Below are 12,998 nucleotides of genomic sequence, written 5' to 3'. Positions count from 1 at the left end.
CGAGAACGGTGGGAACGCCCTCGTCGGCGCCGTAGGGCGCGGCGAGCGTGTACCGATCGCGCCCGACCAGCCGGCCGCGTTCTGCGCGCAGGCGAGCGACGGTCGCCTCCTCGCCCTCGATCGCGACGCCGAGGACGTCGACGGTGCGCTCGTCGTCGGGCGACTGGACCGCCTCGCCGCCCTCGCCGTGGAAGCGCTCGACCGCTTCCAGCCGGTCCCGCAGGTTCGCCGCCCGCTCGAAGTTCCGGTCGTCGGCCGCCGCCGCCATCTCGGATTCGAGCGGATCCGTCAGGACGCCCGTCTCGCCCTCGAAGAATCGACGCACCCGCCCGACGTCGGCCGCGTACGCCTCGGTCGCGATCTCGCCGGTACAGGGGGCGGTGCACAGCCCCATCTCGTAGTCGAGGCAGGGCCGATCCCGACCGGCGTACTTGTGGTCCGAGCAGCCCCTGACGCCGTAGATCTCGCGCAGCGCCTTCACGACGGTGTCGACCCGCCCCTTGTTCGTGAACGGGCCGTAGACCGTCGCCGCCTCGTTCGGATCGCGGGTGACCTCGATCCGCGGGGCCTCGTGGTCGGTGAGCTGGACCATCGGGTAGGACTTGTCGTCTTTCAGCCGGACGTTGTAGCGCGGCTGGTGGCGCTTGATGAGGTTCGCCTCGAGCAACAGCGCCTGAGTTTCGGTGTCCGTGACCGCCACGTCGACCGCGTCGGCCCGCCGGACCATCCGCCGGATGCGCGCGCTCCGCGGGTCGGCGTACGACCGCACCCGCGAGCGGACGTCGACCGCCTTCCCGACGTACAGCGTCGTCCCCTCCGCGAGGAACTGGTAGACGCCCGGCTCGCGCGGCAGGTCGGACGCGGCCTCGCGAACCGCTTCGGGTTCCATCGAACCCGCCTAGGGAGTCGGAGGGTTTGAGCCTGACGCGCGACCCTCGGCTCAGTCGTCGGCCGATCGGTCGCCGGCATCCGACTCGCCGGCGTCGGGATCGAGAACCTCGGCGTCGGCGCGGGCGGCCGTCTCGTCCGCGCGGGCGGCCGTCTCGTCGGTGGTGCCGCCGTCCGAACCGATCCTGCTCGGTTCGCCGTCGCTCGACCCGGCGCCGCGACCTCCCGCGACCTCGACCGAGCCGGACGCCGGACCGGCTGCCGGGGAGATCGGCCGCGGATCCTCGCCCGGGTTCCCCTCGATCGCCGACTCCAGCACCCGCACGGCCTCCTCGGGGTCCGGCGGGAGCGGGGTCGCGAGGTCCTCCTCGCCCACGACGGCGACGACGAGACGCCGCTCGCGATCGCGGAGGTACCAGGCGAACGCGGCCAACGCTGCCAGGGCGGCGAGCGCGGCGAGGCCGAGCAGGACCAGTTCGAAGGTCGCGAGCATCGACTCGATCGCTTCGATCGTTCCGTCGACCGCGCCCATCCCCGGCCCGCCGCCGTTGAGCGCCGGGACCGCCCCCGCGAAATCGGCGGTCGCGGCGACGTACACCAGCGCGGCGCTGAGCGCGCCGAGTAGTATCGCCCAGCCGAGCGTGCGAAGCGGGTCGTGCGTCTCGATCCGCACGTCGGCGACGTTCGGCCGGTCCACGTGGCGATACCGCGGACCGCTCGCGTCGTCGGGGGCGAACGAGAGCACCCGGTGGCTGGTGACCACCAGCTCGTGGCCCCCGACCGCGACGCGCTCCTGGACCGACTCGCCGGCGAACAGGAGCTCGTCGACGCGGTCGTGCCAGGTCATCTCCCGGGCGTTCTCCACCGCCACCCAATACTATCCCGACCGTACGTCCGCGCTAGGGAGGGGCTACGTCGGTCGATCGCCCGATCCGGGTCGTCGCTCGGCCGAGGGAGACACTTTCGGGGCTGGGCGCCCAACGACGGATCGTGAGCGATTCGACCGTCCGCTGCTGGCTCGTCGAACGGACCGTCGACGATCGCAACCTGGTGACGCTCGTCTACGCGACGCCCGACGGGAGTCGCTACCAGCGTCGCGAGCGCAACGCCAACGCCCTGCGGGCCGGGTCGGCGCCGACGGCGGCCGTGCCGATCGACACCGGCGACCTCCAGCCCGTCGACGATCCCGAAACCCGCGAACGGTACGCGGCCGAAGCCGACCGCACCGCCGAGCGTTACGAACCGGACGAGGCGATCTGACGGGATCGGGCCCCCGAGTCCGGCCCCGCGACCGTCTCGGACCGTCGCGCACCGACTCGCGGATCTCGAGCGGGAGTGACAATACTTTAGTTCACGTCGCGAGTCAGCCGCAGTATGGCAGCGATCGCGATCGACGACGTCTCGAAGTACTTCGGCGACGTCGTCGCCGTAGACGGACTCTCGTTGACCGTCGAGGACGGCGAAATCTACGGCTTCCTCGGACCCAACGGGGCCGGGAAGTCGACGACGATCAACATGGTCCTCGACTTCGTCAGGCCGTCCGCCGGACACGTGACCGTCCTCGGGATGGACGCCCAGGAGCGGAGCAAAGAGATCCGCCAGCGCATCGGCGTGCTCCCCGAGGGATACAACACCTACGACCGCCTGACCGGCCGCCAGCACCTCGAGTTCGCCGTCGAGTCGAAGGAGGCCGACGACGATCCCGACGAGCTCCTGGCGCGCGTCGGGCTGGACCCCGAGGACGCCGACCGGAAGGCCGGCGGCTACTCGAAGGGGATGGCCCAGCGCCTGCTGCTCGCGATGGCGCTGGTCGACGAGCCCGACCTGCTGATCCTCGACGAACCGACCACGGGGCTCGACCCCAACGGCGCCCGCGAGATGCGCGAACTCGTCCGCGAAGAGAACGCCCGCGGCGCGACCGTCTTCTTCTCCAGTCACATCCTGGGGCAGGTCGAGGCGGTCTGTGACCGCGTCGGCATCGTCCGGGAGGGGCGACTGGTCGCGGAGGACACGGTCGAGGGGCTTCGCGAGTCCGTCTCGGGAGGCTCCTCGCTGCGCGTCGAGGTCGACCGCGTCACCGACGGCGCCGTCGCGGCCGTGGAGGGTGTCGCCGGCGTCACCTCGGTCGAACGTCGTCGAGAGGGCGAGGGGCCCGTGCTGATCGTCCAGAGCGAGGGCGGCTCGAAGACGGACGTGCTCGCGGCGATCGAAAACGCCGGCATCGAGGTCGAGGACTTCTCGACCCGGGAGGCCTCGCTCGAGGACGTCTTCCACGCCTACACGACCGAGCGGGCGGAGGTGACGGTATGAGCTACCGGGCCGTCGCGAAGAAGGACTTCCAGGACGGGATCCGCTCGAAGCTGCTGTGGGGGCTGGTGGCGCTGTTCGTCCTCTCGATCGCCGGCTTCTCGCTGATCGCCTCCCGGGGTGCGACGAGTCCGGGGGAGGACGAACTCTTCCTCATCGGCGTCCTCGGGGTCTCGGCCGTTCTCGCGATCACGATCCTCATTCCGCTGACCGGACTCGTCGTGAGCATCAAATCGATCGTTCGCGAGCGCGAACTCGGGAGCATCAAGGTGTTGCTCTCGCTCCCGCACACGAGAGGCGAGGTCATCGTCGGCAAGTTCATCGGCCGGTCCGGGCTGCTCACGGCGGCGATCCTGTCCGGTTTCGTTCCGGCAGCCCTCATCGTCCTGGTCCACTTCGGCACGCTTCCCGTCTACGAGTACGTGGCGTTCGTCCTCGTGACGCTCCTGTTCGGGACCGTCTTCGTCGCCGTCGGGATCGGGATGTCGTCGCTGGTCAGCACGGAGACGCGGGCGAACGTCGCCGGCTTCGGGTTCTTCATTTTGCTGTACTTCTGGGACAGCATCTTCGGTTGGATAAACGGCCAGCTCGGACTCTTCAGCGGCGACGCCGAGCGACTCGTCTTCCGGTTCGACCTCTTCGTGGTCTTCTGGGATTCGCTCATGGCGCTGTTATCGATCCGGTACGACGAGATCCCGAACGCGTCCGCCGTCGCCTACGGCGAGACGTTCCAGACCGACCTGGCCGGCGAGGCCGCGTCCCAGCCGTTCTACCTGCAACACTGGTTCGCGTTCGTCATCCTCGCGCTCTGGATCGCCGTGCCGCTGGCGATCGGGTACCGGCGGTTCGAGCGGACCGACCTCTAGCGGCGCCGGCGCGCTCGTTTTCAGCCCAGCCCGCGTAGGGGGATAGAATGGTCACGACTCATCCCGCGTGCATACTCTACGGCGGCAAAGGCGGCGTCGGCAAGACGACCTGCGCGGCGGCGACCGGCCTCGCCAGTGCGGACCGCGGTCGCCGGACGCTCGTCGTCTCGACGGATCCGGCCCACTCGCTGTCCGACGCCTACGGGGCCGAACTCGGACCGGAACCTCGCCGGCTCCGCGCGGGCCTCTGGGCGGTCGAGATCGATCCGGAGGCACGCGCCGGGCGGTACGAGCGGATCGCGACGGCCCTCGCCGCCGACCTGCGATCGGCCGGCATCTCCCTGTCGGACGCCGAGGTCGAACGGATCTTCGCCGCCGGGGCGCCCGCGGGAAGCGACGAGCTGGCCGCGCTAGACCTCTTCGCCGAGTACGCGGCGGACGAGCGGTGGGACGCGGTCGTCTTCGACACGGCCCCGACCGGCCACACGCTTCGGCTGTTCGCGCTCCCCGAGGTGATGGGGCTGGCCCTTCGGACGACCGGGTCGCTTCGCGACCAGGCCCGGCGCATCGGCACCGCCGCGAGGGGCATGATGTTCGGTCCGCTGGCCGCCGCCGGTCGCGCCGACGGAACCGACGACCTCGAAGCGCTCCGCGACCGCCTCGAAGGCGCCCGCGAGGTGCTCACGGATTCGGAGCGGACGGCGTTTCGCGTCGTGACGATCCCCGAATCGATGGCGATCGCCGAGACCGAGCGACTAGTCGCCCGACTCCGGGCGGAGGAGATCCCGGTCCGGCGGATCGTCGTCAACCGCGTGCTCGAGGCCCACGACGACGACTGTGCGCGCTGTCGGAGGCGGGCCCGCCGCAACGAGGCGCGCGTCGCCGAGATCCGGCGGACGTTCCCCGAGCTCGAGGCCCTCACGCTGCCGGAGGCCGAAGCGGACGTGCACGGCGTCGAACGGCTCACCGGGATCGCCGACCGGCTTCCCCTCGAATAGGGGCCCCGACGCAGCCGAAGCGCGCCGCCTACGACGCCGAGACACCCCGCTCCGCGAGGAACGTCCGGAACTCGTCCTCCTCGAGCACCGGGACGCCACGATCCTCGGCCTCCCCGGTCTTCGTCGCCCCCGCGTTCTCCCCCGCCACGAGGTAGTCCGTGTTGCCGGAGACGCTCCCCGTCGCGTTGGCGCCGTGGGCCTCGACGAGCTCCTGGGCCTCGCTCCGAGTCCACTCGTCGAGCGCGCCCGTGAAGACGAACGTGAGCCCCTCCAGTTCGTCGCCGCCGACTTCGACGTCCGCCGCCCGCGGGTCGACGTGCTCTACGAGGTGGTCGACGACCGCCGCGTTGGCCTCGCTCGCGAAGAACTCGTGAACCGCTCGCGCGACGGTCTCACCCACCTCGTCGACGCGCTCGAGTTCGCCGGGAGAGTCGACCGCGACCTCGCGGAGTTCCGCGAACGAGCCGAACTCGCGGGCGAGTTCGCGGGCCGTCGTGGGACCGACGTTCGGAACCCCGAGCGCGGAGAGGAAGTCGGAGAGGGGCGGCTCGCGGCTCGCCTCCAGTTCTTCGAGGACGTTCTCGGCGCTGGTCTCACCCCAGCCCTCGAGACCCGTCAGCGCTTCGTGATCGAGTTCGTAGAGGTCCGCGACGGTCTCGACGAGTCCCGCGTCGACCAGCTGGCGGACCGACTTCTCGCCCAGCCCCTCGACGTCGAGACCGTCGTCGCTGGCGTAGTACTCGATCGAGCGCCGGCGCTGGGCGTCGCAGGCGAGCCCGCCCGTGCAGAACGCCATCGGACCCTCCCGCTCGATCGCGCTGTCGCAGACGGGACAGGTCTCGGGGAGCTCCCAGTGGCCCTCGCCGCCCTTCTCGACGACCTCCTCGACGTACGGGATGACGTCGCCCGCGCGCTGGACGCGGACCGTGTCGCCGACGTTCACGTCCTTCTCGGCGATCTCGGCGGGGTTGTGGAGGCTCGCCCGCGAGACGGTGACGCCGCCGACGTCGACGGGGTCGAGCAGCGCGACGGGCGTCACCCGCCCCGTACGGCCGACCTGGACGGCGACGTCCTGGATCGTCGTCACCTCGGCGCGGGCGGGGAACTTGTAGGCGAACGCCCAGCGGTCGTGGCGGGCGGTCGCGCCCAGCTCCTCGCGGGCCGCGAAGTCGTCGACCTTGATGACGACGCCGTCGATCTCGTAGGGGAGGGCGTCCCGCCGGTCCAGCAGGTCGTCGCGGTAGCGAATCGCGTCGTCGATCGAGTCCGCGCGCTCCAGCTCCTCGGTGATCCGCAAGCCCCACCCGGGGAAGGTCTCGAGGGCCTCCAAGTGGCTCTCGAGGCCGTCGCTGGAGTCGAGCACCTCGAAGAAGAACACCTGCAGCGGACGCTCGGCGACGACGGATGGGTCGAGCTGGCGGATCGTCCCCGCGGTCGCGTTCCGGGGGTTGGCGAAGGGCTCCTCGCCGCGCTCGATGCGCTCGCGGTTGTGCGCCTGAAAGGCGTCCTTGGGCATGTAGACCTCTCCCCTGACCGCGAGGAAGTCGGGGTGGTCGCCGTGGAGCCGCTGGGGGACCGAGGCGATGGTTCGAGCGTTTGCGGTGACGTCGTCGCCCTCCCGGCCGTCGCCGCGGGTGACCGCCCGCTCGAGCCGGCCGTCCTCGTAGACGAACTCCATCGAGACGCCGTCGAACTTCGGCTCGCAGACGTACTCGACCCCCGCGGCTCCGTCGCCGCCGGCCTCGAGGTCCGCCTCGACGAGGCCGCTCGCCGCCAGCTCGCGGCGCACCCGGTCGTCGAACTCGCGGACGTCCGCCTCCTCGCCGCTCTGATCGATCGAGAGCATCGGCGCGACGTGCTCGACGGTCTCGAACGCGTCGAGGGGCTCGCCGCCCACCCGGCGGGTGGGGCTGTCGGGGTGCTCGAGGCCGAACGCCGCCTCGAGCTCCCGAAGGCGGGCGAACAGCGCGTCGTAGGCCCGGTCGGCGATGATCGGGTCGTTCTCGACGTAGTACCGGCGGTCGTGCTCGCGGACGGCCTCGCGCAGCACCTCGACCTGGCGCTCGGCCTCGGCCTCCGAGAGCGCTTCGACCGGCCGAAAGTCGGTCGGCGGATCGCGGAGGTAGGGGTTCTCCTCGTCCTCGTCGGCGACGGGCATTGGCGGGGCTTGGGACCGTACCCCGGTAAAAACTCTGGGTCGCGGCGAGCGAGCGCGGCGATCGGACCGAACTCGGACGAGTCGTGTCGAGCCGGGTGGCGTCCAGTCGGGTTGGCCAGCGTCCGTGGCGGCCGAACCGGGAGCTCGATCGCTTCGACCGCCGCGACGTTACGGCGGGTCCGGCTGCTGGATCAACGAGACGTCCCCGGCCTCGACCGCGTCCCGCCAGAGCTGGAGAACCGCGAGCGTCACGAGGCGAACCGTGCCCACCTCGATACAGGACGGGACGGCGTCGTCGTGAGCGGCGCGCGGTGGTTCGTGGAAGTGATTGTCGGGGAGGTCGAGGCGCGGATGACGGTCGTACCGGTAGTTGAAGTCGTCCCCTTCGGTGTAGTGGTACCGGTAGTAACCGCGGTCCGTCCAGGTGACGTCGAACCGACCGGCGTTGGCGCGGATTCCCGCCGCGAGACGGAAGGAAACGGCGTCCGGGTCGAACGGATCGTCGAACGCCGCCTCGGTGACGAGGGGTTCGTACTCCTCGGCGACGGTACGGGCGGTCGCCAGCAGGTCGGGATCCGGCGCGCCGACGTCGACCCGTTCCCAGTCGTCCGTCACGGTCAGGCTTCGGCGAGCCGGTGGGCCTCGTCGACCCGCAACGCGGCCTTAGCGATCGCGAGGTTCCGGCGCGTCGAGCGCCACCTGCCGACATCGGCCCACCCCTCGTCGCCCGGTTCGAGTTCGAGCGCGAGGTCTTCTGGACTCTCGACACCGTAGCGGTCGCGGAACTCGTCGATCGACTCGGTCATCTCCCGGATGCCCTCGAGGAGGTCCCTCCGGGAGTGAGTCGACCGGAGCTCCTCGATGCGCCTGTCGACCAGTCGGCCCTCGTCGCGCTTGTATCGCGTCGTCCGGCCCTTCCGCTCGCTGACCGCGAACCCTTCCTCGACGAACTCCTCGAGGTACTTCCGGGTCGTGGGTTCGCTCGCGCGCGCCCGCTCGGCGATCCCCGCGGCCGTCTCGTGCTCCGTGGTCTCCCGCAGCACCTCCTTCACCCGCGCTCTGGCCGTCGTGGACGACGTCCACTCCTCGACCACGCGCTCGTTGATGTCAGTCACGGTGCTCCCTTCGCGCCGAAAAGAAAAATACCTTTTCCTAGGTCGAATTATTTTCTTGAGTGCGAGTCCCGGTTCCGTCCGCTGCGGCCCGGCGGATCGAATTCGCCCGATACCGGCGACGGCGAGCGACCGATCGATCGGGACGAGAACCGATCAGAGCGGTCCGGGATCGACCCGGCGACCGGTGCTGGACCGTCGCGCGCCGGCTCACTCCGTCGCTTCGGGCCCGACGACCTCGACCTTGATCCCCTCGGGATCCTCGCAGTACAGCGCGTAGTAGCCGCCGGCGTAGGGATGACGGTCCTCGTAGAGCACTTCGGCATCGTCGCGCTCGCGGACGCCCTCGGTGATCGCGTCCACCTGCTTCCGGGAGGGCGCGTGGAACGCGAGGTGGTTCAGCCCCGGCGCCCGTCGGTCGAACGGGTGCTCGCAGTGGGCCGACTCCGCCTCGACGAGCACCACGTACGTCGGGCCGTTGATCCACGATCGGCCGCCGTCCCAGTCGTTCTTCGGCTCGTACCCGAGTTCGCCGAGCAGCCAGTCCCAGAAGTCGACCGAGGCGTCGAAATCGGAGGCGTACAGTTCGACGTGGTGGAGCTGGCCGGCGTGGTCGGGATCCGCGTGGTCGAAAGTGGCGTGGTCGTCGGTCACGGGTGCATCGTCGGTCGAGCGCGCACCTGAGCGTTTTCCTCGAGGGCCGAGCGACGATCCGCGGGGACCGCTCGGGGGCGGACGCGTACCGCGTTTCGAGTCGATTCGGTCGGTTCCGGTGGCTCAGGCGCCACCGATAGCGCCGGAAAACTGGCGACACCGGCGGTGACGACGGCGGCGACCCCGGAGACGCGGGCGGAACCACCGACGGCGCCGGTTCAGACGGATCGGACAGCGCCGAGGAATCTACGTAATTATCGAGTAAAGGGTTACCCCCGTCGGGAGCCTTAACTCGTTCACCTCGAGGGAAGGGACGGCGAAGTAGCTCCGGACGGTGCGGGTCCCGTTCTTGGAGGGCGGAACGGAGGAGAGAGCGATGGCAACAACACACACAACGAATTACGACGACACGGTCGCAGATATCGAAGAATCGCTGGGAATCGTCCCGGGGTTCATGACGGCTCTCCCCGAGGACGATCTCGTCCACGAGTGGCCCGTCTTCAAACAGCACGTGCTCGGCGAGACCGCGATCCCGCCGAAGTATCGCGAACTGATGGGGCTGGCGGTGGCGGCAAATCTCAAGTGTCCGTACTGTCAGGCCTTCCACCAGGGCGCCGCTCAGCTGCACGGGGCGACGGACGAGGAGCTGGCCGAAGTCACCATGCTCGCGGGACTCACCGCCCGCTGGAGCGCGATGATCCACGCTCAAAACTACGACTACGACACGTTCACCGAGGAGTTCGGGCAGATCGGGAGCTACCTCGAGGACCAGTAGCCGTAGCCACGGCGCGGACGAGTTCGAGTTTTTCCCGGTCGACCGATAGAGGTACCACCTCCGACGACCCCCCGGATTATCAGTCGTAGCGGTGGATGGAGACGGTGTGTCATCAAATACCAAAGACGTCGTCGACCGCTTTCGGCGAGCGATGAACGACCACGACCTCGACGAGCTGCTCGCGTGTTTCCACGAGGATTACCGGAGCGAGACGCCGGCACACCCCGAACGGTCGTTTACGGGACGCGAACAGGTCCGGGAGAACTGGGTCAACATGTTCGAGACCACCCCGGACCTGGACGTGGAGTTCCGGCGGACGGCGATCGACGGCGACGAGGCGTGGATCGAGCTGCGGATGCGGGGGACCCAAGCCGACGGCGCCCGGCTGGACGTCCGCGGCGTGGTCATCAAGGGCATCCCCGACGACCGGATCGAGTGGGGGCGGATCTACCTGGACCCCGTGCAGCGAGCCGACGACGTCACCTGGGAGGAGATCTACGCGGGCCGGGAAGGTGGATAGCCGACGGCTGCGTCGAAATCACGTCCGCCGACCCCCGTCGAAATCACGTCCACCGACCCCCGTCGAAATCACGTCCGCCGACCCCCGTCGAAATCACGTCTGCCGACCCCCGTCGATTGCCGGTTCCCCGACCGTCGTGGTGGTCCCGCCCCAAGGGTTCGCCATGCCAGCGGACTCGATTCCCCAGCCCGGCTTCGGCACGTCCGGCCACGAGGGCGACGATTGCACCGAGAACGTCGTCCGCGCGCTCGAGGCGGGCTACCGGCACGTCGACACCGCCCAGATGTACGACAACGAGGCCGAGGTCGGCCAAGCGCTCGAACGGGCCGACGTCGACCGCGAGGACGTCTTCCTCGCGACGAAGGTCCACCCCGACGACCTCGCCCACGACGACGTCCTCGAGACGACCGAAGAGAGCCTGGAGCGCCTCGGCGTCGACGCCGTCGACCTGCTGTACGTTCACTGGCCGACCGGCGCCTACGAACCCGCGAAGACGCTCCCCGCGATGGACGAGGTCCGCGACCGGGGCTGGACCCGCCAGCTCGGCCTCTCGAATTTCGACGTGGAGCACCTCGAGGAGGCCCGCGAGATCCTCGACGCGCCGGTGCTCGCTCACCAGATCGAGTGCCACCCGTGGCTTCAGCAGGACGAACTCCTCGAGTACGGCCGCGAGCACGGGATCGCCACGGTCGCCTACTGCCCGATCGTCCGGGGTCGCGCCGACGAGATCGACGTCCTCGCCGAGATCGCCGACGACCGCGGCGTCAGCCCCGAACAGGTGGCGCTGGCCTGGCACCACCAGCGCGACGGCGTCGTGGCGATCCCGAAGGGCAGCGGGGACCACGTCGAGGAGAACCTGGCAGCGAGCGAGATCGAACTCTCCGACGAGGAGGTCTCGCGGATCGACGGGCTCGAGCACGAGGAGCGGCTGATCGATCCCGACCGGGCCGTCTGGAACGAGTGAACGCGAGATAGCACGGCTCAGCGCTTCTTTATACCCTCAGAGCGCCTCTAGTAGTGTAGTCAACCGCCGCTAGCGCACCTATTCTCGCGAAGAGACTGCGCGGATTCGGTTCGACCACAGAGTTGAGATAGATGCCCACCTTCGAGCACACAGTAGAGATCGCAGCGCCGATCGACCACGTCTTCGAGTTCGGAACGGACCCGGAGAACTGGCGACGAACCATGCCCGCCCTGACCGACATCGAGATCGTCGAGGAAACCGACGACGGGCTCCGCATGGAGGCCACGTACAAGCTGCTCGGCAAGTCCATGGACGGCGAGATGGAGATGACGATCGTCGAACCGAACGAGCACGTGACCACGACGTTCGAGAGCCCCGGCATGACCGGTGAAGTGCACTACCACCACTCGTCGACCGACGACGGGACGATGGTCGTCCAGCGGGTCGACTACGAGTTCGGGGACTCCCTGTTGGAGCGCGTGATCGAGCCGGTGGCCAAGCGGTTCAACAAGCGCCAGTTCGAGAACAGCCTCAAAACGTCCAAGGAACTCGTCGAAGCCGAAACGACGATCGCGGCGTGATTCGGCACGTCCAGGCCCACTAGTTCGTCCGGGCCGCCGATGCCGACGGAGCGCACGCAGCCTGGGCGGGCGTCGCCCACCACGAACACCGTTTTACCGGGGTCCGATCACTCCAGAAACCGCGCGCCGACGTCGCCCTCCGGAATCTCACAGCGGTCTTTCTTGCCGAACAGGCGGTAGCGGTTGTTCGCCACCAGGTCGTAGGCCGTATCGCGGACGATCCGCGGCAGGAATCGAAACGGGGAGAGCGCCCGGTAGGGCCAGCCGAGCCGTCTCCCGACCTCGATGACCGCCGCCGACTTGACCCACGCCCGGTCGCCCTCGACCAGCACGACCGACTCGAGCTCGTCGGTGGGGAGGTCGTGGGCGGCCAGCAGCGCCCGGCCCGTCTCGGACTGCAGCGACGCGAAGTGAAAGCGGCCCTCGTCGTCCCGCGGCGCGATGAACTGCACGAACCCGCTGCAGAGGTTGCAGACGCCGTCGAAGAGGAGGATCGGGTCGTCCTCGGGAATTGCCGCGTCCATCGGTCGACGATTGGGGTGCTCGGCAGTTCAGCGTTCCGATCGACGAGGGGCCGGCGGCGCCGTCGCCGGGACGGCCCCTCCGCGTGACGGCCGCTAGCCGACGCCGTCGCACGTGTGCGTCGTCACCTCGATCGTGTTCCGGTCGCCCTCGACGCCGGGGACGAGCTCCTGGCGCGTGTAGGTCACGGTCACCGACTCCGGGGAGCCGTCGAACCGCTCGTCGGCCAGCTCGCACATGTGCCCGGCGAACGCCGCGCGGTGCTCGTCGGCGAACTCGTCGTCGTGGAGCGTGGTGGTCATGTGCCTGCGCCAGCGGAACGTCGGGATCGTTTCCGACGCGTCGGGCGGCGGCCCCTCCCGAAGGGTGTCCTCCCGCAGCACGTCGGCCTCCCGGCCGTCTCCGAGGTCGGCCGCGACCACGTACCAACCGTAGCTCTCGCTCGGATCCGGCGCGTAGACGCCGTAGGTGTTGTCCTCGGGGTTCAGGGTGTCGACGGGCTCGAAGGTGTCCGCCCAGCCGAACATCCCGACGGTCCACAGCACGACGAAGATCAGGACGGCGCCCAGGACGACCGACCAGCACCGGCGCCGAAAGTCGCGGGCGGCCGGCGCGCGGAGGGGCCGGAGCGGCGCGCGGAGCCGCACGACGGT

The 12,998-nt window shown here is 69.5% G+C and carries 15 protein-coding genes and 1 pseudogene; 8 read left to right on the top strand and 8 right to left on the bottom strand.

Features of this window, described 5'->3' with window-relative positions:
• A partial coding sequence (locus tag QZT59_RS00390; RefSeq protein WP_290809926.1) for a UvrB/UvrC motif-containing protein occupies positions 1-889 on the bottom strand: 889 nt, incomplete at its 3' end.
• A 51-nt stretch (positions 890-940) separates the two neighbouring features.
• Positions 941-1,735: a hypothetical protein gene (locus tag QZT59_RS00385; protein WP_290809924.1), complete on the bottom strand. Its 795-nt coding sequence runs from the start codon at positions 1,733-1,735 to the stop codon at positions 941-943.
• Positions 1,736-1,878: 143 nt separating this feature from the next.
• Here QZT59_RS00385 and QZT59_RS00380 point away from each other — a divergent pair, with 143 nt between their 5' ends.
• The 4 genes from QZT59_RS00380 to QZT59_RS00365 all read left to right on the top strand — a co-directional run bounded on the left by QZT59_RS00380 (position 1,879) and on the right by QZT59_RS00365 (position 5,059).
• The gene (locus tag QZT59_RS00380) at positions 1,879-2,148 is read left to right on the top strand and encodes a hypothetical protein (RefSeq protein ID WP_290809922.1); all 270 of its coding nucleotides are present in this window, start codon (positions 1,879-1,881) and stop codon (positions 2,146-2,148) included.
• 114 nt (positions 2,149-2,262) lie between these two features.
• A complete protein-coding gene (locus QZT59_RS00375; RefSeq protein ID WP_290809920.1) occupies positions 2,263-3,198 on the top strand; it encodes an ATP-binding cassette domain-containing protein in 936 nt (311 codons plus the stop codon).
• Positions 3,195-4,061 (top strand): ABC transporter permease subunit, encoded by an 867-nt coding sequence (locus tag QZT59_RS00370; protein ID WP_290809918.1) that lies wholly within the window; start codon positions 3,195-3,197, stop codon positions 4,059-4,061. The genes QZT59_RS00375 and QZT59_RS00370 overlap by 4 nt, the downstream gene beginning before the upstream one ends.
• Positions 4,062-4,108: 47 nt before the next feature.
• Positions 4,109-5,059 (top strand): ArsA family ATPase, encoded by a 951-nt coding sequence (locus QZT59_RS00365; protein WP_290809916.1) that lies wholly within the window; start codon positions 4,109-4,111, stop codon positions 5,057-5,059.
• A gap of 28 nt (positions 5,060-5,087) precedes the next feature.
• Here the strand turns inward: QZT59_RS00365 and ligA are convergent, their stop codons facing one another.
• The 4 genes from ligA to QZT59_RS00345 form a co-directional block, all read right to left on the bottom strand.
• Positions 5,088-7,217 carry an NAD-dependent DNA ligase LigA gene (gene ligA, locus QZT59_RS00360; protein WP_290809914.1) on the bottom strand — a complete coding sequence of 710 codons (2,130 nt, stop codon included), beginning with the start codon at positions 7,215-7,217 and terminating at the stop codon, positions 5,088-5,090.
• A gap of 168 nt (positions 7,218-7,385) precedes the next feature.
• The gene (locus QZT59_RS00355; RefSeq protein WP_290809912.1) at positions 7,386-7,832 is read right to left on the bottom strand and encodes a hypothetical protein; all 447 of its coding nucleotides are present in this window, start codon (positions 7,830-7,832) and stop codon (positions 7,386-7,388) included.
• Between the two features lie 2 nt (positions 7,833-7,834).
• The gene (locus QZT59_RS00350; protein ID WP_290809910.1) at positions 7,835-8,332 is read right to left on the bottom strand and encodes an ArsR family transcriptional regulator; all 498 of its coding nucleotides are present in this window, start codon (positions 8,330-8,332) and stop codon (positions 7,835-7,837) included.
• A gap of 207 nt (positions 8,333-8,539) precedes the next feature.
• Positions 8,540-8,983, bottom strand: coding sequence for a VOC family protein (locus tag QZT59_RS00345; protein ID WP_290809908.1), 444 nt, complete (start codon positions 8,981-8,983; stop codon positions 8,540-8,542).
• Positions 8,984-9,359: 376 nt separating this feature from the next.
• Between QZT59_RS00345 and QZT59_RS00340 the strand changes: the two genes are divergently transcribed.
• The 4 genes from QZT59_RS00340 to QZT59_RS00325 all read left to right on the top strand — a co-directional run bounded on the left by QZT59_RS00340 (position 9,360) and on the right by QZT59_RS00325 (position 11,823).
• Complete coding sequence (locus QZT59_RS00340; protein WP_290809906.1) at positions 9,360-9,758, top strand: carboxymuconolactone decarboxylase family protein; 399 nt, start codon at positions 9,360-9,362, stop codon at positions 9,756-9,758.
• A 106-nt stretch (positions 9,759-9,864) separates the two neighbouring features.
• Positions 9,865-10,278 carry a nuclear transport factor 2 family protein gene (locus QZT59_RS00335; protein ID WP_290809904.1) on the top strand — a complete coding sequence of 138 codons (414 nt, stop codon included), beginning with the start codon at positions 9,865-9,867 and terminating at the stop codon, positions 10,276-10,278.
• Positions 10,279-10,441: 163 nt separating this feature from the next.
• On the top strand, positions 10,442-11,242 hold the full coding sequence (locus QZT59_RS00330) for an aldo/keto reductase (protein WP_290809902.1): 801 nt from the start codon (positions 10,442-10,444) through the stop codon (positions 11,240-11,242).
• Between the two features lie 131 nt (positions 11,243-11,373).
• Positions 11,374-11,823 (top strand): CoxG family protein, encoded by a 450-nt coding sequence (locus QZT59_RS00325; RefSeq protein ID WP_290809900.1) that lies wholly within the window; start codon positions 11,374-11,376, stop codon positions 11,821-11,823.
• Positions 11,824-11,930: 107 nt separating this feature from the next.
• Here the strand turns inward: QZT59_RS00325 and QZT59_RS00320 are convergent, their stop codons facing one another.
• A complete protein-coding gene (locus QZT59_RS00320; protein WP_290809898.1) occupies positions 11,931-12,347 on the bottom strand; it encodes a thiol-disulfide oxidoreductase DCC family protein in 417 nt (138 codons plus the stop codon).
• A 93-nt stretch (positions 12,348-12,440) separates the two neighbouring features.
• Positions 12,441-12,998, bottom strand: a pseudogene (locus QZT59_RS00315) (hypothetical protein); the annotation flags it as partial.

The organism is Halovivax sp. (assembly GCA_007119345.1).
Classification (GTDB): Archaea; Halobacteriota; Halobacteria; order Halobacteriales; family Natrialbaceae; genus Halovivax.
The sequence above is the reverse complement of the archived record's forward strand: the minus strand, read 5'-3'. Positions and strand labels throughout refer to the sequence as shown.

What these genes read in the sequence shown, in the direction of transcription:
- QZT59_RS00385 (WP_290809924.1), bottom strand. Translation starts at nt 1,735, where the DNA reads ATGACCTGGCACGACCGCGTCGACGAGCTCCTGTTCGCCGGCGAGTCG.
- QZT59_RS00375 (WP_290809920.1), top strand. Translation starts at nt 2,263, where the DNA reads ATGGCAGCGATCGCGATCGACGACGTCTCGAAGTACTTCGGCGACGTC.
- QZT59_RS00370 (WP_290809918.1), top strand. Translation starts at nt 3,195, where the DNA reads ATGAGCTACCGGGCCGTCGCGAAGAAGGACTTCCAGGACGGGATCCGC.
- QZT59_RS00365 (WP_290809916.1), top strand. Translation starts at nt 4,109, where the DNA reads ATGGTCACGACTCATCCCGCGTGCATACTCTACGGCGGCAAAGGCGGC.
- ligA (WP_290809914.1), bottom strand. Translation starts at nt 7,217, where the DNA reads ATGCCCGTCGCCGACGAGGACGAGGAGAACCCCTACCTCCGCGATCCG.
- QZT59_RS00340 (WP_290809906.1), top strand. Translation starts at nt 9,360, where the DNA reads ATGGCAACAACACACACAACGAATTACGACGACACGGTCGCAGATATC.
- QZT59_RS00330 (WP_290809902.1), top strand. Translation starts at nt 10,442, where the DNA reads ATGCCAGCGGACTCGATTCCCCAGCCCGGCTTCGGCACGTCCGGCCAC.
- QZT59_RS00325 (WP_290809900.1), top strand. Translation starts at nt 11,374, where the DNA reads ATGCCCACCTTCGAGCACACAGTAGAGATCGCAGCGCCGATCGACCAC.
- QZT59_RS00320 (WP_290809898.1), bottom strand. Translation starts at nt 12,347, where the DNA reads ATGGACGCGGCAATTCCCGAGGACGACCCGATCCTCCTCTTCGACGGC.